Source organism: Kitasatospora sp. NBC_00039, assembly GCF_045160625.1.
Classification (GTDB): Bacteria; Actinomycetota; Actinomycetes; order Streptomycetales; family Streptomycetaceae; genus Kitasatospora.
On sequence record NZ_CP108289.1, the window covers coordinates 7,353,411 to 7,377,011 of the forward strand.

2 protein-coding genes (1 of these 2 cut by a window edge) are annotated in these 23,601 nt (G+C 72.6%); both read right to left on the bottom strand.

Annotated features, from left to right (window positions below):
• Complete coding sequence (locus tag OG286_RS32845; RefSeq protein ID WP_405365968.1) at positions 1-22,386, bottom strand: non-ribosomal peptide synthase/polyketide synthase; 22,386 nt, start codon at positions 22,384-22,386, stop codon at positions 1-3.
• Positions 22,383-23,601, bottom strand: the 3' portion of a protein-coding gene (locus tag OG286_RS32850; RefSeq protein WP_405365969.1) for an amino acid adenylation domain-containing protein. The gene runs 15,740 nt beyond the window's last position; only the last 1,219 of its 16,959 coding nucleotides appear in the window; the start codon falls outside the window, past its right edge; its stop codon occupies positions 22,383-22,385. Before OG286_RS32850 ends, OG286_RS32845 begins: the two co-directional genes overlap by 4 nt.

A 23,601-nucleotide genomic window follows, 5' to 3' on the forward strand; every position in this document is an offset into this window, starting at 1 on the left:
TTACCGCTCGGCGGCGGCCCGGGCGTCACGCAGGGACTGCGCGAGCACCGGACCGATCTCCGCCCAGGCGGGGGCCTTCGTCAGGTCGTTGTGGGCGACGGCGAGGTCGTGCCTGATCACCCTTCCCACGACGTGCGGCTCCCACAGGGCCGGCGTGTACGGCGACCCCTCCTTGCCCACCGTGGCGACGAAGACGAGCAGGTCACCGCGGAACCGGTCCAGGCTGAAGTCCTGGGTGATCCGCGCGATGTTGGTACCCACCCGGGCCAGCGCCTCGATGTGCCGCTCCTCCAGGCCGGCGATGGCACTGTCACCGTCGTCGAGCAGGCTGCGGGCCCGGGCGTAGTCCAGCGGGTCCTCGCCCAGCTCGGCGAGGTCGTGGCCCAGGTAGCCCAGCAGCTGCCGCAGGACGTCCTCGGGCCGTTCCTCGACGACCTCGTGCTCGTTGATCACCGGATAGGCGTCGAGGATGGCCAGCGTCGCGACCTCCTCGCCCGCCTCCTGCAGCCGGGTGGCGATCAGGTGGCCCAGGAGGCCGCCGAGCGACCAGCCGGCCAGGTGGTACGGGCCGTGCGGCTGGATCGCCCGGATCTGCTCCAGGTAGTCCTCCGCCATCGCGGCCATGGTCTCCGGCAGCGCCTCGTCCCGGGCCAGGCCGCGCGCCTGCAGCGCGTAGACCGGGTGCTCCGGGTCGATGTGGCGCAGCAGGCCCGCATAGCTCCAGCTCAGACCCCCGGCGGGCGGCAGGCAGAAGATCGGCTCGGCCGTGCCGGTGCTCCGCAGGGGGAGCAGCACGTCCATCGGATCGCCCTCCTCTCCCGTGGTCAGCCGCTCGGCGAGACTCTCGACGGTCGGACTCTCGAACAGCGCCGCGATGCTGACCTTGGTCCCGAAGGTGAGGTTCACCCGGCTGACCAGACCCGCAGCCATCAGCGAGTCACCACCGAGATCGAAGAAGCTGTCCTCGATCCCGACCCGGCCGACCTCGAGGGCCTCCGAGAACAGGCCGCACAGCACCTCTTCGCGCGGCGTCCGGGGCGCCCCCTTGCCCAGGCTGCCCTCGGCGTCCGGAGCGGGCAGGGCCGGACGGTCCAGCTTCCCGTTCGGCGTGACCGGCAGCGCCGCCAGCGATACGAACGCGGCCGGCACCATGTAGTCGGGCAGCTGCCCCGAGAGCTGCTTGCGCAGCACCATCGGGTCGATCGTGATGCCGTCGACCGGGACCACGTAGGCCACCAGCCGGCGGCCGCCCTGGCTCATCTCCCGCAGGACGACGGCCGCCTGGGACACGTCCGGGTGGTCGAGGAGCACCGACTCGATCTCGGCCGGCTCGATCCGGAAGCCGCGGAGCTTGAGCTGCTGGTCGGCCCGGCCGACGTAGGAGAGCCGCCCGTCGCGGGTCCAGCTGACCAGGTCACCGGTGCGGTACATCCGACTGCCCGGCGCGCCGAACGGGTTCGGCACGAAGCGCTCCGCCGTCAGGCCGGTGCGGTTCAGGTAGCCGCGTGCCAGGCCGGGGCCGCTCACGTACAGCTCGCCCGCCACGCCCGTCGGCACCGGCCGAAGCCGCGCGTCGAGCACGTAGACCGAGGTGTTGGCGATCGGTCGGCCGATCGAGACCGCCGCCGTGGACAGCGGGTCGCTCATGGTGGCACAGACGGTCGTCTCGGTGGGGCCGTACGCGTTGATCATGCGTACGCGGGGTGCCCATTGGTCGACCAGGTGCTGGGGGCAGGGCTCGCCGGCGACCACCAGGGTGCGCAACCCGGGCAGATCGTCGGGCGAGATCGCGGCCAGAACCGTGGGCGGGATCGTGGCGTGGGTCACCCCGTGGCGGGCCATCACCCCGGTCAGCGTCGGGCCCGGCAGCAGCTCGGCCGTCGGGGCGAGCACCAGGGCGGCCCCGGCCACCAGGCTCGTCACGATCTCCGACACCGCGGCGTCGAAGCTCGGCGACGCGAACTGCAGCAGCCTGCTCTCCGCGTCGATCGCGAACCGCTCGATCTGCGCGGCGGCCAGGTTGCCGATGCCCCGGTGGGTGACCACGACGCCCTTGGGGCGACCGGTGGTGCCCGAGGTGTAGATGACGTACGCCGCGTCGTCCGGGGACGGCTCGGCGGCCGGCATCAGGGGCGTCGCGGGCTGCGCCGCCCACTCGGCCCGCAGGCCCGGGTCGTCCAGGACCAGCGTCGGTACGTCGGCCCCCACCTCCGCCAGCAGGTGTGCGGTGGCGGAGGTCGTCACGACCAGCGCCGGACGGGCGTCGGCCAGGATGAACGCGCGCCGGTCGGCCGGGTAACGCGAGTCCACCGGCAGGTAGGCGGCCCGGGCCCGGGCGACCGCGAGGACCGCGACGACCGTGTCCGGCGTCCGCTCGAGCATCAGCCCGACCAGCGAATGCTCCGCGGCGCCGTGCCGGGCCAGCAGCCGGGCGAGCTGGTTGGCCCGCCGGTCGAGCTCCGCGTAGCTGAGCCGCTCGTCCTGGTAGACCACGGCGGTCCGGTCCGGGCTCAGCCTCGCCTGCTCGGCGACGAGCTCGGACCACCGCTGCGGCGGTACCGGCAGCTCGGTGGCGTTGAACCGCCGGACCACCTGGTCGAACTGGTCGGCACTCAGCAGGTCGATCAGGCCGACCGGCTGGTCCGGGTCCGCGGCCAGGGCCCGCAGCCAGCTCACCAGTTGGTCGATCAGACCGGTCACGCTCTGCTCGTCGAACACGTCGGGCCGGTGGTCCAGCCGCAGCCGCAGGGACGGCCCGCGCATCGAGGCGCACAGCGCCAGCGGATAGTGCGTGGCGTCGCTCGTCTGATCGTCGCTGACGTCCACCTCGCCGGGCTCGTCGTGCAGGCCCTGAGGCGGTGCCGGGTAGTTCTCGAACACCGTGGCCGTGTCGAAGAGTTCACCAACGCCGGCGAGTCGCTGGACGTCGGACAGCCGCAGGTACGAGTGATCCATCAGCCCGGACTGCTGCTGCTGGATCCGCCCGAGCAGAGCGATCACCGGCTCGGTCGGCTCCATGCGTACCCGGACGGGCAGGGTGTTGATGAAGAGCCCGACCATCGTCTCGATACCGGCGATCTCCGGCGGCCGGCCGGACACGGTGGCGCCGAACACCACGTCGTCCCGCCCGGTCAGCCGGCTCAGCAGAGCGGCCCAGGCGCCCTGGACCACCGTGTTGAGGGTCAGCCCGTGCCGGCGGGCCAGTGCTGCCAGCGTCGCGCTGAGCTCCTGGTCGACCTCGACGACCCGGCGGTGCGGCGTGACGGCCGCCCGCTGTCCCGCCGACGGTGCGAGCAGGAGAGGCTCCTGCAGCCCGGCCAACGCGGTACGCCAGGCGTTCTCGGCCTCGGCGCGGTCCTGCCCGGCGAGCCAGGTCAGGTAGCCGCGGTAGTCGGCCGGTACCGGCAGGGTCCGGTCGTCGCCGCCCGTGGTGTAGAGCTCGCCCAGCTCGCCGAGGACCACCGGCATGGACCATCCGTCGAGAAGGATGTGGTGGTTGGTGAGCAGGAAGCGGTACGCGTCCTCGGCCACCCGGATCAGTGTGAAGCGGATGAGCGGCGGACGGGCCGGGTCGAAGCGGCGGGTGCGGTCCTCCTCGACGATCCGGGCCACCTCGCGGTCGAGGTCCTCACCGTCCAGCGCCCGCAGGTCGTGCTCGTACCAGGGCAGTGCCGGGTCCTCCACGACCACCTGCACCGGGCGGGTGAGGTCGTCCTGCCGGAAGGCCACCCGGAGGTTCGGGTGGCGGCGGAGCAGGGTGCTCGCCGCGGCCCGCAAGGCGTCCCGGTCGACGTGGCCGTCCAGCGCCCAGAGGAACTGGACCGTGTACGGGTCCTGGTCGCTGTCGTCGTACTGGGCGTGGAAGAGCAGCCCTTCCTGCAGCGGCGTCAGCGGCAGCACGTCGGACAGGCCCGGCAGGTCGGTCTCCAGCCGCTCTATCTGACGCTGGGTCAGCTCGACCAGTGGCAGGTCGGACGGCGTGCGCCCGGAGTTGCCGGGGCGCCGCAGCTGGTCGGCCAGCACGCGCAGTGCCGCGACCCAGCCCTCGCAGAGCTCGAGGACCTCCTCGTCGGTGAAGAGCCCGTCCGGCCAGGTCCACATGCAGCTCAGCGAGGAACCGGCGGTGAAGTCGTCCGTCCGCGCGTTGATCTCCAGCGCGTGGGCGAACGGTCGGCGGCCGTCCGCACCGCCGTCGTAGCGTCCGGTCTCGAAGGTCGGCTCGGTCGCGACCGGTGCCGGCTCGCCCTCCGGAGCTGTGAAGCGGCCGAAGTAGTTGAAGGCCAACTGGGGTTCGGCGCCGCCGGCCAGCCGCTCGGACGCCTGCGGGTCCAGGTACCGCAGTAGGCCGTAGCCCAGGCCGTGGTCCGGGATCCGTCGCAGCTGCTCCTTGACCGCCTTGGCCGCCCGTGCGGTGGCCGGTCCGCCGGCCAGCGCCTGCGCGGTGTCCACGCCGGAGAGGTCGATCCGTACCGGGTACATGGCGGTCAGCCAGCCGACGGTCCGGGTCAGGTCGACGCCTTCGAGGACGTCGTGCCGGCCGTGGCTCTCCACCGCCACGAGCAGGTCCTCGCGGTCGGTTCCGCGCCACTTGGCGCGCCACTGGGCCAGTGCCAGCGTCAGGCCGGTGAGCAGGACGTCGTCGGCGCCGGCGTGGATGGCCCGAGGCACGTCCGCCAGCAGCGAGCTGCTGAGGTCGGCGGGCAGCCGGACATGGACGAAGCGCGTCGCGTCGACGGTGTCGCGGGCCGGGTCGAGCGGCCGGAGGCCGAGCAGCGGCTCCGGATCCCGCACCATCGCCTCCCAGAGCCCGAGCTCGCCCCGGCGTTCGGCCGCGAGCTCGTGGAGTCGGGTCGCCCAGCCGCGCAGCGAGGTGCCGACCGGGTCGAGCGCGATGGGCCTGCCCTGCTCGGCCGCCTCGTAGGCCTCGAACAGGTCGGGCATGAGCACCCGCCACGAGACGCCGTCGACGGAGAGGTGGTGCACCATCAGCAGGAGCTGGCCGCTCCGCCCCTGCCCGGCATCGAACCACACGGCCTGCAGCATGACGCCGTCGTCCGGGGCCAGCCCAGCCGTCGCTGCGTCGCGGTGCTCGATGATCAAGGCTTCGAGGGCCTCGTCGTCCAGGCCGGCCGCATCGACGCGGCGCAGCAGGTCGCCCGCGCGGACCGTCCCGGTCTCGGGGACGTTCAGCCGCCACTGCCCGCCGGTACGGTCCAGCCGCATCCGCAGGGCGCCGTGCCGGTCGATCAGCGCCTGCAGTGCCTGCTCCAGCAGGTGCAGGGTGGCTCCGGCCGGGGCCGGGACGATCCGGGACTGGTTGAAGCCCTCGACCGGGCCGCCGTTCTCCCGCAGCCAGTGCACGATCGGCAGCAGCGGGACGTCGCCGGTCTCCGGCTCGTCGGCTGCGGCGGACGCCGTGCCGTCGGCCAGCCGGACCACCGCCGCCAGTTCGGCGACGGTCTTGTGCTGGAACACGTCACGCGTGCTGATCAGCAGCCCGGCACGCCTGGCGCGGCTGACGAGCTGGATCGACATGATGCTGTCGCCGCCCAGGTCGAAGAAGTTGTCGTCGATGCCGACCGCCGGCAGGGCGAGGACGTCGGCCATCACCGCGCACACGCGCGTCTCCAGCTCGGTGCGCGGCGCCCGCCCCGTCGACGCGCTGGAGAAGTCGGGCGCCGGAAGCGCACGACGGTCCAGCTTGCCGTTCACGGTCGTCGGCAGGGCGTCCAGCGCCACGAACGCGCTCGGCACCATGTACTCGGGCAGCCGCTGCTCGGCGAAGGACCGCACAGCGCTGACCAGTTCGCCGAGTCGGCGGGAGCCCAGCGGGTTGTTGACGTGCGCCGCGGAGGCCTGCTGGGCGGCCGGCAGGTACAGCTGGGAGAGCGCGTCGTCGCCAACGCCGAACACCGCGTCCAGCCGTCCGGGTGCGCCCGGAGCGTAGGTGACGTGGACCGCCTGTCCGTACCGTTCGGCCAGCTCGTGGAGCGCCACGGGATGGACGCCCCGCTCCTCCGGGGTGTTCAGCGCGGTCAGCGCCTCGCCGACCGGCCGTCCGTCGGCCAGTGCCTGCACGGCTGCCTGCTCGCCGGCCAGCCGGGCGTCCGGAATCCCGGTCACCCGGACCGGCAGGTCGTCACCGGCCGCGATCCGGCGCTCCAGGTCCTCCAGGCTCAGGATCTCCGTGCCGTACCGCAGCCGCGGCAGCTCGCCGAGCGGGCGCGCACCGGCCGGTGCCGTCCGCAGGACCACGTCGAAGCGGTGGCGGGTCAGCTCGGTGTCGCTGTGGCCCCGCTTGACCCGTACGTCCACGGCCTCGAACGCCGGGATCTGCCCGGGCAGCGCCGCGAAGTACTCCGGGTCGACGAGGAGTTCCTTCTCCATCATGATCGTCTGCTCGACCGAACGGGACAGCTCCGCCGGGGTCTGCCGGCCGTTCCACTGGAGCAACGCGACCGCGGTCTGGAAGCTTCGCTGGGTGCGCAGGTTGCGCTGGTCGCCCAGGAAGACGGCGCCACCGGGCACCAGCAGGCGCGACAGCGAGGTGAGCACGTCGGTCAGGTAGGAAGCGCTGGGGAAGTACTGCGCCACCGAGTTGATGACCACGGTGTCGAAGAACCCCTCGGGCAGGGAGTCCAGTTCGTGTGCGGCGCCGATTTCGAGCCGGACCTTGTCGGCCAACTGGGGCTGGGCTTCGACCTGTTGCCGCAGTACGGCGATCGCCTCCGCGGAGAAGTCGATGCCCCAGTACGCCTCGCTGTCGCCGGCGAGCTTCGCCAGCAGCAGGCCGCTGCCGACGCCGATCTCCAGCACCCGGCGCGGCCGCAGGGAGCGGATGCGTTCCACCGTGGCGTCCCGCCACTCGCGCATCTGCTCCACCGGGATGTCCTCGCCGGTGTAGCTGCTCGCCCAGCCGCTGAAGTCCTCGCCGAACTCCTCCGGCCGCTCCGCGCCGTACAGCTGCGCGTAGAGCTCCTGCCACTGCTCGATCTGCTCGCCGGCGCTGCCGTTGTCCTGGGCCGTCCCGGTCGTGTCCGCCGACGGCGTCGCGCTCGGAACGAGGTAGGCCACCAGCTGGTGATCGCCGGGACGGTCCTCGCGCACCAGGACAGCCGCCTGGGCGACGTCCGGGTGGTCGGCCAGGGCCGCCTCGATCTCGCCGAGCTCGATGCGGAAGCCGCGGACCTTGACCTGGTCGTCGGCCCGGCCGAGGAACTCCACCGCACCGTCGGCGTTCCAACGCACCAGGTCGCCGACCCGGTACATCCGGCTGCCCGTCGGGCCGTGCGGGTCCGCCACGAACCGTTCGGCGGTCAGAGCCGGCCGGGCCTGGTAGCCACGGGCCAGCCCCGCACCGGCGATGTACAGCTCGCCGGCGACGCCGACGGGGACCGGCTGCAGGGCCTCGTCCAGGACGTAGACTCGCATGTCGTCCAACGGCCGCCCGATCGGTATCTGGGCGGGGATCCGCTGGGCGTCCTCGACCCGGAAGGTGGTAGCGAACGTGGTCGTCTCGGTCGGGCCGTAGCCGTCGACCACCACGATCTGCGGGCAGGCCGTCATGACCCGTCGCACCGCTTCGGCGGGTACCACGTCGCCGCCGGTCCACACCTCGGCCACGCCCGCGAAGCACTCCGGGGACTCCTCGGCGGTGAGCCGGAACAGACCCGCGGTCATCCACAGACCGGTGACGCTGTTCTCGCCGATGACCCGGGCGAGGGTCGCCAGGTCGAGGTCGCCCCGGGGGGCCACCACGGTCTGGCCGCCGTTCAGCAGCGGGACCCACAGCTCGTAGGTGGATGCGTCGAACGCCTGCGGGGAGTGGAGCAGCACCCGGCGGTGCGCCTCCGGACGGAAGGCCCGGTCGGAGGCGAGCGCGGTGACGTCCGCGTGGGTGATCCCCACGCCCTTCGGCACGCCTGTCGAGCCGGAGGTGTACATCACGTACGCGAGCTGCTCGGGGTGTACGACCTCGGGCAGTCGGACGTCACTGACCTCCGGGACCGTCTCGGTGTCCACCACCAGGACCCTGGCGTCGTGCTCGCACCCCAGGGCCGGCGAGGTGGTGTCCGTCAGCAGCACGGAGACCTGGCTGTCGGTCATGATGTGGCTGCGGCGGGAGGCCGGGTAGCGCGGGTCGATCGGCACGTAGGCCGCACCGGCCTTGAGCACCGCGAGGATCGACACCACCAGGCCCGCCGAGCGCTCCTGGAACAGCGCGACCCGGTCCTCGGGCCGGACACCGGCCGCCGCCAGTCGGCGTGCCAGCCGGTCCGACTCCTCGTCCAGCTCGCGGTACGTCAACTGCCGCTCGTCGCTGGACACCGCGACGGCGTCCGGCGTGCGGGTGACCTGCGCGGCGAACCGCGCGGTCACGCTGGTCGGCACGGAGTCCGTCGCGGTGTCGTTCCACTGCCGCAGGACGGTGTGCCGCTCGTCGTCGTCGAGCAGGTCGATCGAGCCGATCGGCAGCTGCGGGTCCGCCGACACGGCGGTCAGCAGGCGCTCCAGCCGCTTCACCAGAGCGGTGACCGTCTCGGGGTCGAACAGGTCGGCGCTGTACTCGATGAACCCGTTGATGCCCGCGGGCGTCCCGCCGGCCTCGTCGAACCGCTCGGCGAAGCTGAGGAACAGGTCGAAGCGGGAGGCTCCGGTGAAGCCGTCCTCCGAGCTGAGGGTCAGGCCGGGCAGCTCGACGTCGGTCGCGACGGTGGCGTTCTGGAGTGCCAGCATCACCTGGAACAGTGGCTGGTGCCCCGCGGAGCGGTCCGGCCGGAGCACCTCCACCAGGTGGTCGAACGGGACGTCCTGGTGGGCGTACGCCGCCAGCGCGGTCTCCCGGGCCCGGCCGATCAGCTCGGCGAACGAGGGGTTGCCGCTCAGGTCGTTGCGCAGCACCAGGGTGTTGACGAAGAAGCCGACCAACTGGTCGAGCGACTCGTCGGTACGGCCCGCGATGGGGCTGCCGAGCGGGATGTCGTGACCGCCGCCGAGCTTGCCGAGCAGCGTCGCGACCGCGGCCTGGAGCACCATGAAGGTGCTGGCGCCCTCCCGCTTCGCGAGGGACCGCACCGCGGCGTGCAGCTCGGGGCCGAGCTCGACGGTCAGGCGCCCCCCTCGGTAGCTGGCCACCGAGGGGCGCGGGCGGTCGACCGGCAGGTTCAGCAGGTCCGGCAGATCGGCGAGGGCCTGCTTCCAGTAGGTGACCTGTCCGGAGAACAGGCTGTCGGGGTCGGACTCGTCGCCGAGCAGCTGTCGCTGCCACAGCGTGTAGTCGGCGTACTGGACCGGCAGCGGTTCCCACTGCGGGGCCCGGCCGGCGTGCCGGGCCGTGTACGCCTGCGACACGTCGGCGCCCAGCGGGGCCAGCGACCAGCCGTCGCCGGCGATGTGGTGCACGACCAGGACGAACACGTGCTCGGTCGGGGACAGCGTGAGCAGGGTCGCCGCCACCGGCGGCTGCTCGGTCAGGTCGAGCGTCGTGCGGACCGCGGCGAGGGTCGCCTCCTCCAGCTCGTGCTCGGCCACCTGTCGGCAGATCAGCTCGATCCGCGCCTCGTCGGTTCCGAGTACCACCTGCCGGGGCACGCCGTCGATCTCCGGGAAGACCGTGCGCAGGCTCTCGTGCCGGCCGACGACGTCCTGGAGTGCCGACTTCAGCGCCTCCAGGTCGAGGTGGCCGGAGAGCCGGACGACGAACGGCATGTTGTAGGTCGAGCTCGGGCCTTCGAGCCGGTGCAGGAACCACATCCGGCGCTGGGCGTAGGAGAGCGGCAGCGTCTCGGGACGCGGCATCGGGACGAGGGAGGCCCGGCCCCGGGTCGCGCCGTCCAGCAGCCCGACGAGGCCGGCCGGGTTCGGGTGCTCGAACAGGCTGCGGATGGGGAGTTCGACGCCGAACACCGTCCGGAGCCGGCTCATCAGCCGGGTTGCCAGCAGCGAGTGGCCGCCGAGGTCGAAGAAGCTGTCGTCGACCGCGACGGTCTCCACGTCGAGGATCTCGGCGAACAGGCCGCACATGATCTCCTCCCGCGGGGAGCGCGGGGCACTGCTCTCCCGGCCCGAGGACGCCGGCGGCTGCGGCAGGGCGCGCCGGTCCAGCTTGCCGTTGGGCGTCTTGGGCAACGCGTCGAGCTCGACGATGACCGACGGGGTCATGTAGTCGGGCAGCTGCGAGCCGACATACCTGCGCAGCGCGACGGAGTCGACCGGCCGGCCGGGCTTCGGCACCACGTAGCCGACCAGCCGCTTGTCGCCCGGTCGGTCCTCGCGCAGCACGACCGCCAGCTGGGCCACGTCCTCGTGGCGGCCGAGCACCGACTCGATCTCTCCCAGCTCGATCCGGAAGCCGCGCAGCTTCACCTGCTGGTCCGCCCGGCCGAGGAGCTCCAGGTCCCTGCCGGCGCCCCAGCGGGCCAGGTCGCCGGAGCGGTACATGCGGGCGCCGGGCGCCCCGAACGGGTCGGCGACGAAGCGCTCCGCCGTCAGGCCCGGCCGCCCCAGGTATCCCAGCGCCAGGCCGTCGCCGGCGATGTACAGCTCGCCGGCCACCTGCGGCGGTACCGGACGCAGGTACTCGTCCAGCAGGTAGACCCGGGTGTTGAGCACCGGACGGCCGATGGTCGGCGCCGACAGGCCGTCGGTCACCGGCACAGCGGTGGAGTAGATGGTGGTCTCCGTCGGACCGTATCCGTTGGTGAGCTCGCCACCGACCGCGAGGAGCCGTTCCGCCAGCTCCCGGGGCAGCGGCTCACCGCCGGTCATCCTGCGCAGGCCGCGCACCGCGTCAGGGGCCTGGCTCACCAGCATCTGCCACAGGGTCGGCGTCGCCTGGAGGATGGTCACTCCGGAGTCGGCGACCAGCTTGGCCAGGGCCGCCGGGTCCTGGACCGTCTCCCGGGCCGCGATGACGACCGCGGCGCCGGACACGAGCGGCAGGAAGAACTCGAGCACGGAGATGTCGAACGACATCGTCGTGACCGAGAGAAGACGGTCGCCGGCCCGCACGCGGAGCCGCTCGGCCATGTCGGCCATGATGTTGATCATGGCGCGCCGCGGGAGCGCGACGCCCTTCGGCCGGCCGGTCGATCCCGAGGTGTAGATGACGTACGAGGGGTGCTCCGGGTGGACGGGCGAACGGCGCTCGTCGTCGGCCCACGGTGTCCCGGGAAGCTCCTGGAGCGCACGCCGGGTGTCCGGGTCGTCCAGCGACACGACGGTCGTGCCGTCGGGAAGGTTGCGGGCCGCGGCGTTGGTGGAGACGACGAACAGCGGCCGGCTGTCGGCCGTCATGTAGGCCAGCCGTTCCGCCGGCAGCTCGGGGTCGAGCGGCAGGTAGGCCGCTCCGGATCGCAGGACCGCCAGGAGCGTCACCAGCATCTCCGTGCCGCGTGGCATGGCGACGCCGATGATCCCGCCCGGGGCCGAGCCCCGCTCGACCAGGTGCCTGGCCAGCCGGGTGACCGCCGCGTCGAGTTCGCGGTAGGTCAGCGAGCCGTCGGGCCCCTGGACCGCCAGGGCCTCGGGGGTGGCCGCCGCGCGCCGGGCGAACTGTGCGTCGACACCCTCGGCGGGGATCTCGCACTTCGACCCCGTGCCCGCTTCCAGCAGCACGGCGCGCTCCGCCGGATTCAGCAGGTCCAGCTGTGCGAGCCGTCGGTCGGGCTCGGCGGTGGCCGCGGACAGCAACTGCACCAGGCAGCCGGCCATGTCCGCGACGCGCTCGCCGTCGAAGAGGTCGACGGCGTAGCTCACCGTGCCGACGATCCCGGCCGGCACGCCGTCCTCGGCGTGGTGCTCGGCGAAGGTGAAGGAGAGGTCGAACTTCTCCGTGTCCAGGTCGAAGCCCTCCGGCCGCACCTCCAGACCGGGCAGGCCGAGGCCCCAGTCGGCCTGGGCGGCGTTCTGGAGGTTGAGCGCCACCTGGAACAGCGGGTGACGGGACATCGACCGGCTGGGATTGAGCGCCTCCACGAGCCGCTCGAACGGCAGGTCCTGGTGGGCGTAGGCACCCAGGCCCGTGGTGCGGACCCGGTCGAGCAGCTCGGCGAAGGTCGGATCGCCGGAGACGTCGGTGCGCAGCACCAGGGTGTTGACGAAGAAGCCGACCAGGTCGTCGAGGGCCTCATCGGTGCGCCCGGCGATCAGGCTGCCGATGGGGACGTCCTCCCCGCCGCCCAGCCGGGACAGCAGGGCGGCCAGGCCTGCCTGGAGCACCATGTAGACGCTCGCCTGCCGGGAGCGTGCCAGCTCGTTCACCCGCTGGTGGATCTCGGCGGGGATCTCGATGGTGATCCGCTCGCCCCGGTAGCTCGCCACGGCCGGGCGGGAGCGGTCGGTCGGCAGGGTGAGTTCCTCGGGCAGCCCGGCGAGGGTCTGCTCCCAGTAGCGCAGCTGCTGGGAGATCTGGCTGTCCTCGTCGGCCTCGTCCCCGAGCACTTCGCGCTGCCAGAGCGCGTAGTCGGCGTACTGCACGGGCAGCGGCTGCCAGGCCGGCTGCTCGCCGGCGGCCCGGGCCCGGTACGCGGTGGAGAGGTCGGCCAGCATCGGCGCCAGCGACCATCCGTCGGCGGCGATGTGATGCATGGTGAACGTGAAGACGTGCACGTCCCGGGCGACGGCGAAGAGCCGGGCTCGGACCGGGATCTCCTCGGAGAGGTCGAAGGCGCGGTTGATCTCGGCGGCCAGCACCTCGGCCAGCTGCTCCTCGGAGGTCTCGGTGACCTCCAGGCGAAGCCCGGCCTCGTCGGCGGCGAGCACCCGCTGGACCGGCACGCCGTTCGGCTCCGCGAAGACGGTGCGGAAGACCTCGTGCCGCTCCACCAGGTCGTGCAGGGTCGCGGCGAGGGCCTCACGGTCGAGGTCACCGGTGAGTCGCAGCGCGATCGGCAGGTTGTACGCCGAACCGTTCTGCTGGTCGAGACGGTTGAGGAACCACAGCCGCCGCTGGGCGAAGGACAGCGGGAGCTCGTCCGGGCGTGCCATCGGCGCCACCGCCCGGCGGCCCGTGGCGGCCGTGCCGAGCTGTGCGGTCAGCTGGGCCACGGTCGGCGCCTCGAAGACGGCGCGGATCGGCAGCTCCAGGTCGAAGGCGGTGCGGATCCGGCTGATCAGCCGGGTGGCGAGCAGGGAGTGCCCGCCCAGCTCGAAGAAGTTGTCGTGCACCCCGACGTCCGGGACACCGAGCATGTCCGCGAACAGGTGGCAGAGGATCTCCTCCTGCGGCGAGCGCGGGCCGGCCGAGGCCTGGCCGTCCGCACGGTGGACGGGGGCCGGAAGCGCGTTCCGGTCGACCTTCCCGTGTACGGTCAGCGGGATCCCGTCGACGGCCACGAACAGCTGGGGGACCATGTACTCGGGCAGCCGCCCGGCGAGGTGCGCGGACAGCTCCGCGGCCGTCGGCGCCTCGGCCGTCGGCACGACGTAGCCGACCAGGCGCTGGTCGCCCGGCTGGTCCTCACGGACGATCACCGTGGCGGTTCGCACCGCCGGGTGGGAGGCCAGCGCGACCTCGATCTCGCCCAGCTCGATCCGGAAGCCGCGCAGCTTGACCTGGTCGTCGCTGCGGCCGAGGTACACCAGTTCGCCGGAGCGGTTCCACTTGGCGACGTCGCCGCTGCGGTACATCCGGCTGCCGGGCGCCCCGAAGGGGTTGGGTACGAAGCGCTCCGCGGTCAGCGCCGGCTGGTTCAGGTAGCCACGCGCCAGCCCCTCGCCGGCGAGGTAGAGGTCGCCGGTCACTCCCTCGGGCACCGGCTGGAGCCCCGCGTCCAGCACGTACAGCTGGGCGTTCGCCTGCGGGCGGCCGATCGGCACCGGGCCGTCCGGCACCGGCTCGCCGGGGGCGATGCGGTACTCGGCACAGTTCACCGTCGCCTCGGTCGGGCCGTACACGTTGCGCACCGTCACGTCGGGGTGCTGTTCGCGCCACTCCCGCAACACCGCGCCGAGCAGCGCCTCACCGCCGAGCAGCAGCTCGCCCGAGGGCGAGTAGCCGGTCGGGAGCGCGGTGAGCAGCGGCAGGTGGCTCGGGGTCGCCTTGAGGAAGGTGGCCGGAGCCTCGGCCAGCCCGGCGGCCTCGCGCGGCTCGGGGTCGGTGAGCGAGGCGAGGTTGACGCAACCACCGACGAGCAGCGGGGTGTAGAGGCCGGTGACGGTCAGGTCGAAGGACACCGGCGAGTGCACCAGCGCGACCCCGCGGGCCGCGTCGTACTCCCGGGTGGTGTGCGCCAGGTAGTCGCTGACCGAGCGGTGCTCGATCACGACGCCCTTGGGGCGTCCGGTCGAGCCCGAGGTGTAGATCACGTACGCGGCGTCACGCGGCGACAGCGGCCGGAGCCGCTCGGCGTCCGTGACGGGTCCGCTCGCGTGGGCCGCCAGCTCCCGCGCGGTCTCGGACCGGTCCAGCCGGATGACGGGGGCGGCGCCGGACGGCAGGGCCGCCGACGTGGCCTCGTCACTCAGCACCACCGTCGGGGCCGCGTCGCCGAGCACGTAGGCGATGCGGTCGGCCGGGTTGGTGGGATCGATGGGCAGGTACGCGGCACCGGCCTTGAGCACCCCGAGCAGAGCCGTGACCAGCTGCGGCGTCCTGGGCAGCGCGATCGCCACCAGGGAGCCGGGCCCGGTGCCGCCCGCGATCAGCAGGCGGGCGAGCCGGTTGGCGGCGGCGTTGAGTTCGGCGTAGGACAGCGTCTCCGCCCCGCGGACCACCGCGGGAGCGTCCGGAGTCCGCCCGGCCTGGGCGGTGAACAGCTCCGGCAGCGCCGCGGCAGAAACCTCGGCGGCGGTGTCGTTGTACTCCGCCAGGAGCCGGTTCCGCTGCTCGGCGGGCAGCATGTCGATGGTGTCGATCGGCTGGTCCGGGTCGCCGGCGGCGGATCGGAGCACTCGGCCGAGGTACTCGGCGAAGCCCTCCGCGGTGTCGCGGTCGAAGAGGTCCGTGCTGCACTGGATGTCGCCCTGCAGACCGGCCGGCCGGCCCTCCGCGTCGAACTCCTCGGAGAAGCCGAAGGCCAGGTCGAACCGGGCCGCGCCGAGGTCCACGACGTACGAGCTGAGCTCCAGGCCCTGCATCTCGGTCGCGTAGTCCGGCAGGTTCTGCAGGTTGAGCAGCACCTGGAAGAGCGGGTGGCGGGCGAGCGAACGCGGCGGGTTGACCGCCTCGACCAGCCGCTCGAACGGCACGTCCTGGTTGTCGTAGGCGTTGAGGTCGGTCTCCCGTACGCGGTCGACGAGCTGACGGAACGTCGGGCGCCCCGAGGTGTCGGTGCGCAGCACCAGCATGTTGGTGAGGAAGCCGACCATCTCGTCGAGCGCCTCGTCGGTGCGGTTGGCGATCACGCTGCCGATCGGGATGTCGGTGCCCGCTCCGACCCGGTGCAGCATCGTGGCCAGCGCGGCCTGCAGCACCATGTACAGGCTCGCGCCGGTCGTCTGGGACAGGGTCAGCAGCTGCTGGTGCACGTCCGGGTCGACCCGGAAGTAGACCGGCATTCCGCGGTAGCTCGAAGTGGCCGGGCGGGGCCGGTCGACCGGGAGCGTCAGCTCCTGGGGCAGGTCGGCGAGATTGTCCTGCCAGTACCGCAGCTGCTTGGAGAAGACGCTGTCCGGGTCGTCCTCGTCGCCGATGACCTGCTGTTGCCACAGCGCGTAGTCGGCGGGCTGCACCGGCAGCGGTGCGAACTCCGGGGCCCGGCCCTCGCAGCGGGCCTCGTAGGCCTGCGCGAGGTTGGTCGCCAGCGGCCGCATCGACCAGCCGTCGCCGGCGATGTGGTGCAGCACGAAGAGCAGGACGTGGTCCTCCTCCCCGAGGGCGAACAGGTGGACGCGCAGCGGTACCTCGCTTGTGAGGTCGATACCGATCCGGACCGCGGCCTCCAACTGGGCGTCCAGTTCCTCGGGCCGCGTCTCCACCACGTTCAGCGCGACCTGCGCCTCGTCGGCGGGCAGGATCAGCTGGTAGGGCACGCCGTCGGCCTCGGGGAAGACCGTCCGCAGGGCCTCGTGGCGGGTCGCGAGGTCGACCAGCGCCTCGGCCATGGCGGTGCGGTTCAGCGGCCCGGTGAGCCGGATCGAGATCGGCATGTTGTACGTGGCGCTCTGGCCGTCGAAACGGTTGATGAACCAGAGCCGGCGTTGCGCGAACGACAGGGGGACGCGTTCCGGTCGCTCCATGGCGCGCAGCGCGCTGCGTCCGGCGCGGGCGTCGTCCAGGTGCTCGCCGAGGGTGGCGACCGTCGGAGCGTCGAACACCTTCCAGATGGGCAGCTCCACACCGAAGGTGGCCCGGACCCGGCTGACCAGGCGGGTGGCGAGCAGTGAGTCGCCGCCCAGCTCGAAGAAGCTGTCGTCGATGCCCATGCCCGGCTGGCCGAGGAGCTTGGCGAACAGGTCGAGGAGCTGTTCCTCGCGCGGGTTGCGCGCGGCCCGGCCGGTGACCGCGGCCGCCGGCGCGGGCAGCGCCTTGCGGTCGACCTTGCCGTTGGCCGTCAGCGGGAGCCGGTCCAGCCGCACGAAGGCGGAGGGGACCATGTACTCCGGCAGTTCGGCGCCGAGCCGGTCGCGGACGGCGGACTCGTCGAGCGTCGTGCCTTCGGCCGGGACGAGGTACGCGACCAGCCTGGGCTGGCTGTCGTCGTCCCGCCGCGCGACGACGGTGGCCTGGGCCACCTCGGGCATGCGCGCCAGGGCCGACTCCACCTCGCCCAGCTCGATCCGGAAGCCGCGGATCTTCACCTGGTCGTCGGCGCGGCCGGCGAACAGCAGGCTGCCGTCCGGCGTCCGCCGCACGAGGTCTCCCACCCGGTACATCCGGCTGCCGGCCGGACCGAACGGGTCGGCCACGAACGATGCGGAGGTGAGGCCCGGCCTGGTCCAGTAGCCGGCTGCGAGGCCCTCGCCGGCGAGGTAGAGGTCGCCGACGATCCCGACCGGGACCGGGCGCAGCGAACCGTCCAGGACGTACGCGCGCATGTTGTCCAGCGGGAGACCGATCGGCACGGTCTCGGTCGGCGGGTTCGCCGTGTCCATCCGGTGCGACGTGGCGAAGGTCGTGGTCTCGGTCGGGCCGTAGGTGTCCCGGACGACCATGTCCGGGAAACGCTCCAGGACACGGCGGACCGAGGCCGCGGGCACCACGTCGCCACCGGCCAGCAGCTCTCGAACCGGGGCCAGGCAGTCCAGGTCCTCGTCGACCACGAGCCGGAACAGGCCGGCGGTCAGGTGCAGTGCCGTCACCCCGTGCTCGGACACCAGCCGGCCGATGGTGGCCACGTCCAGGTCCTGGGGCGGCGCGAGGACGATCCGGCGGCCGTTGAGCAGCGGCATCCACAGCTCGTAGTTGGAGGCGTCGAACGCGTGCGGGGCATGCATGAGCACCGTGCGGTGCGCGTCCCCGGAGAAGCAGCGGTCGAGCGCGAACGCGAGCAGGTCGCGGTGGGTGATGGCGACGCCCTTGGCCTGCCCGGTGGAACCGGAGGTGTACATGATGTACGCCAGCTGCTCCGGGTGGCCCTCGACGGACGGCGCCGTGTCGGACTGCTCCGCCAGGCGCGGCTCCCGGTCCACGACGATCGTCGGGACCTCGGACCGCGGCGCGGTGGCCGCCGACGCGGCGTCGACCAGGAGCAGCGAGGCCTCGGTCTCGGCCAGGATGCTCTCGTGCCGCGCCTGCGGCGCACGGGCGTCGAGGGGCACGTACGCCGCGCCCGCCTTGAGCACGCCGAGCAGCGCGACGACGAGGTCGGGGGAGCGGCGCTGCAGCACCGCCACCCGGGAGCCGGTGCTCACACCGGAGGCGCGCAGCAGGTGCGCGAGCCGGTTCGCCGCGCGGTCGAGCTCCCGGTAGGTGAGCTGCCCGTCCGGCCAGACGAGGGCGATCTCGTCCGGCCCGCGCTCGACCTGCTCGGCGAAGCGCACCTGGAGCGGCGCGCCCAGCGCCGGCACCTCGACGGCGGTGTCGTTCCAGCCCGTCAGCAGCTGCTCGCGCTCGGCCTCGGTGACCAGCCGCAGCTGCGAGAGCCGCTGCTCCGGCGCAGCGATCATCTGCGCGAGCACCGACGCGATCCGCTCCCACAGGCGGGAGACCGTCGCGGCGTCGAACATGGTGGCGCGGTAGTACAGGTCCCCGGCCAGCTGCTCGCCTTCGGAGCGGTCCGCCACGACCACGGCGAGGTCGAACTTCTCGATGCCCAGGGCGGTGTCGTCCGGGCGCACGGTCAGGCCGGGCAGCTCCAGGGCGGCGGTGCCGCGGCTCCGTACGGTGAGGGCCACCTGCGCCAGCGGGTGCCGGGCAGCGACGAGGTCGGGTTCGAGCCGTCGCAGCAGCCGCTCGAACGCCACCGGACGCAGCCGCGCCGCAGCGGCCGTCTCGCCCATCCCGGCCAGCAGATCGGCCACGGACGGGTCGGCGGACACGTCGACCCGCAGCACGGCGGGGTTCGCCGCAAAGGCCCCGGGGCCGTCGGATGCCGTGGTGTGAAGGGTGGCGATCGGCAGGTCCTGACCGGCGCCGAGCCCGCTCAGCACGACGGCGAACGCAGCGCGCAGGACCGTCTCCAGGTCCACCCCCGCACGCTCGGCGAGGGTGGTGGCGCTCTGCCGCTGTGCGGCGGGCAGGTGGATCGGCACGCTCAGCAGGTGCTGCGGCTCCAGGGCCGAGCGCGGCCGGTCGGTGACCAGGACCAGCTCCTCCGGTACCCCGGCGAGGTGCTCGGCCCACCAATCGACGGCCTTGTCCTCCACCGCGACGGTGTCATCGTCCCAGCGCACCGGGCGGGCGGTGACCCGGGCCCGGTAGGCGGCCGTCAGGTCGGCCAGCAGCCGGCCGCCCGCCCAGTCGTCGCCGGCGATCCGGTGCAGGACCGCCACGAGCACGGCCTCCGCGTCGCCGACGCGGAACAGTGTGAAGCGCACCGGAACCTGGGTGGTCAGGTCGAACCCGCCGGCCGCCTCCGCGCGCACGGCGGCTTCGTCGAAGTCGGCAACCGTCAGTGGCGGGCGCACGCCCTGGGACGGCAGCACCACTCCGCTCGGCTCGCCGTTGCGCTCCGGGAAGATCGTCCGCAACACCTCGTGCCGGTCGATCACATCGTGCACTGCACCGCTCAGCGCCTCGTGGTCGAGGACACCGGTCAGGCGGACGCCGAACGGGACGTTGTGCGTGGCGGCCCGGTGCTCGAACCGGTTGATGAACCAGAGTCGGCGATCCGCGTGGGACACCTCCACCGATCGCGTTTCGGCCGGGGGCTCCGGGGTGCTGTCAGGGAGCAGCGCCTCGATCTCGGAGGTGAGGGCCTCGGCGGTGGGGGCGTCGAAGACGACACGGATCGGCACGTCCACGCCGAAGGCGGCGCGGATCCGGCCGACCAGCCGGACCGCGAGCAGGGAGTGCCCGCCGAGCTTGAAGAAGTCGCCGTCGACGCCGACCTCGGGCACGCCGAGGACGTCGGAGAACAGGCCGCACACGATCTCCTGATTGGGCGTCGACGGTGCGGTTCGCGGCCCGTCGGCAGCTCCGGCCGTCGGCTCGGGCAGTGCGGCCCGGTCCACCTTCCCGTTCCTGGTCAGCGGCATCGCGTCGAGCAGGACGAAGACACTGGGCACCATGTGCTGGGGGAGCACGTCCGCGACGTGTCGGCGCAGCGTCTCCTCGTCCGCGCCCTCGGCCACCGCGTACGCCACGATCCGGTGGTCGCCGGGGCGGTCCTCGCGCACGATGACCGCGGCGGTGTCCACCGCCGGGTGGGAGCGGACCGCGGCCTCGATCTCGCCGAGCTCGATCCGGAAGCCGCGGATCTTGACCTGCTCGTCGACGCGGCCGGCGAACACGAGTTCGCCGGAGTCGTTCCACCGGGCCAGGTCACCGGTGCGGTACATCCGGCTCCCGGCCGTGCCGAACGGGTCGGCGACGAACCGCTCGGCGGTCAGGTCGTGACGCCCCAGGTAGCCGCGGGCCAGCCCGGGTCCGGCGACGTACATCTCGCCGAGCGAACCCACCGGCACCGGTCGGAGCGCCTGGTCGAGCACGTAGACACGGTCGTTGTCGATCGGCCGGCCGATCGAGGGCGCGCTACCGTCCGCCGTGAGCGGGCCGTTCTGGGTCGCGAGGACGGTCACCTCGGTCGGACCGTACTCGTTGAACATCCGGCGGCCGGGCGCCCAGGTGGCGACCGTCTCGGCGGGGAGCGCCTCGCCGCCGGCCATGAGCACGCGCAGAGTGCCGAGGTTCGCCGCAGGCGTCATCGCCAGTGGCGACGGCGGTATGACCGCGTGGGTGATCCGTCGTTCGGCGATCAGCTCGGCCAGGACCGGGCCGGGCGTGAGGCGCTCCTCGGGCGCACAGACCAGGGTGGCACCGCTCAGCAGTGCCATCGACAGCTCCCAGTAGGAGGCGTCGAAGCTCTGGGACACGAACTGCAGGACCCGGTCGCCGGGGCCGACCGGGTAGGTGCGGCGCTGCAGGGCCGACCCGTTGGCCAGGCCCGTGTGGCTGACCACGACACCCTTCGGGCGCCCGGTCGAGCCGGAGGTGTAGATGACGTACGCGGGGTTGAGCAGATGCGTCGGCGCGGTGCGTTCGTCGTCGGTCAGCGGGGTGCCCGGCGTGGCTGCCAGCGCCTCCTGGACCTCGGCGGCGTCGATCAGCAGGTGCCCGGCGTCCGCGGCTCGGGGCAGCAGCGGTGCGGCGGCGGTCGTGGTGATCACCGTCGCGGGGCGGGAGTCGTCGATGAGGAGGGCGATGCGATCCTGCGGGTACCGGGTGTCCACCGGGAGGTAGGCGGCTCCGGTCTTGGCGACGGCGATCACCGACAGCACGAACTCGATCGACCGTGGCAGGGCCAGCGCGACGACCTGCTCCGGCCCGATCCCCCGGGTCGCCAGCAGTCGCGCCAGCCGGTTCGCCCGCGCGTCCAGCTCCGCGTACGTCAGCGAGGCTGACTCGAACTCGACCGCCACCGCGTCCGGGTTGGCGGCGACCTGGGCTTCGAACAGCTGGGCGAGTGTCGTCTGCTCGACCGGGCGGGCAGTGTCGTTGTTCCGCACCACGACCCGGTGCCGCTCGGCCGCGACCAGCAGGTCGAGCCGTCCGACGAGCTGCTGCGGCTCGGCCACCAGGGTTTCCAGCAGCCGCCGTGCCCGGTCCAGCAGCGTCGCGGTCTCCTCGGCCGTGAACAGGTCGGGCTGGTAGCTGAGTCGCAGGTGTAGCCGCTCGCCGGGCAGCGCGAGCAGTGAGATCGGGTAGTGACTGAAGTCAGTACTGTCGGATTCGAGGACCCTCAGCCCGGTGCCGGGCAGGCTCTCCGCGTTGTGGTCGACCGGGAAGCTCTCGAACACGGTCACCGTGTCGAACAGTTCCGCCCCGCCGGTCAGCTGCTGGATGGCGGCGAGCCCCAGGTGCTGGTGCGGCAGCAGCTCGGACTGCTCGGTCTGCAGCCGGGTCAGCAGGTCGATGACGGGCTCGTTCGGGTCGATCCGGACCCGCACCGGCAGGGTGTTGAGGAAGAGACCGATCATGTTCTCGACACCGGGCAGCTCCGGCGGCCGGCCGGAGACCACGGTCCCGAAGACCACGTCGCTGCGTCCGGTGAGCTGGCCCACCAGCAGGCCCCAGACGCCCTGGACGACCGTGTTCAGGGTGATGGAGTGACGGCGAGCCAGGTTCGTCAGCGCCGTGGTCAGCGAGCGGCTCAGGTCGAGCACGGCCCGCTCGGGCACCACCTGGGCGCGGCCGGAGTTCACCGGCCGCACGGTGGTCCCTTCGGCGAGGCCGTCGAACGCCTGGCTCCACGCCAGCTCCGCCGCCGGCTTGTCCCGCTTGGCCAGCCAGGCGAGGAAGTTGCGGAACGCGGGCACCTTGGGCAGGCCGCTGTCATCGGTGCCGCCGCGGGCGTACAGCGTGAACAGCTCGCTCAGCAGCAGGGGGATGGACCAGCCGTCCAGCAGGATGTGGTGGTGGGTGAAGAGCAGGCGGCACCGCTCGTCGCCGAGGCGGATCAGGGTGAAGCGCAGCAGTGGCGGGCGCCCGAGGTCGAACCGGCGGACCCGGTCCTCCTCGGTGATCCGCTCCAACTCGGCGGCGCGCTCGGCCTCGTCAAGTCCGGAGAGGTCGTGTTCCGTCCACGGGACCGGCAGCTCCCGGATCACCACCTGCACCGGCTGGGCGGAGGTCTGGTGCTGGAAAGCAGTACGGAGGTTGGGGTGACGGCGCAGCACGGTGGCCGCGGCCGCCCGGAACGCCTCGACGTCCAGGTGGCCTTCGAGGTCCACGCCCAGCTGCGAGGTGTAGAGGTCAACGCCGCGGTTGTCGTAGAGGCTGTGAAAGAGCAGCCCCTCCTGCAAGGGAGTCAGCGGCAGGATCGCTTCAACTGCTGACGTGCTCATTCCGACAACCTCCAGTTTGATTCGAACATCTTCAATTCGTCATCGGACAGCGACACCAGCGACAGGTCGATCGCCTCGTCGTCGTCGGGTACCGGCGGTTCGGCCGGTGCTTCGTCGGCCGCCGGTTCGGCGTTCTCGGACGCGGCCGCCATCGCCGCCGCCGTCTTGTGTCGGAAGACATCGCGTGCGGTGACGACGACGCCTGCGGCCCGCAGGCGGCTCACGAGCTGGATCGAGATGATGCTGTCGCCGCCCAGGTCGAAGAAGTCGTCGTCGACCCCGATCGTGGGCAGGGCCAGGACCTCGGCCATGACCGCACACACCCGTGCCTCCAGCTCGGTGCGCGGTGCCCGCCCGCTCGTCGCGCCGGACAGGTCGGGCGCCGGCAGTGCGCGACGGTCCAGCTTGCCGTTCGCCGTCATGGGCAGGACGTCCAAGGGCACGAACGCCATCGGCACCATGTACTCCGGCAGCCGCTCCTCCGCGAACGAGCGCAACGCCGTCACCAGCGCGCCCAGCTGACGCGACCCCAGCGGGTTGCTGACGTAGGCCGCCGCCTCCAGTTGCGCGGTGGCCACGTAGATCCCGGTCAGCGTCTCGTCGTCGAGGCCGAACACCGCGTCCAGCCGTCCCGCCGCACCCGGCGCGTACGTCACCCGCACGCCCAGCCCGCACCGGTCCGCCAGCTCGTGCAGCTCCTCCGGGTCGATCCCGGCGGACAGTTCGAGCAGGGCCGCCACCTCGGCGACCGGGCGTCCGTCGGCCAGCGCTTCCGCCGCCGCCAGCTCACCGGCCACCCGGGCGTCCGGGATACCGGTGATCCGGAGCAGGTCGCCGGCGAGCGAGGCCAGCCGCTGCTCCACGTCCGCCAGATCCATGACGTCCACGCCGTAGCGCAGGACCGCCGCGCCGCCGGCGTCGCGGGCCCCGGCCGGGGCCGTCCGAAGGACCACGTCGAAGCGGTGACGGGTCAGCTCGTTGGCACCCCGGCCCCGCTTGACCTGGACGTCCACGGCCTCGAACGCCGGGATCTGCCGGGCCGCCGCCGCGAAGTACTCCGGGTCGACCAGGAGTTCCTTCTCCATCATGATCGCCTGCTCGACGGCGCGGGACAGCGCCGCCTCGTTCTGCTGATCCGTCCGCTGGTTCAGCCGGATCGCGGTCTGGAAGCTCCGCTGGGTCCGCAGGTTGCGCTGGTCGCCCAGGAAGACGGCA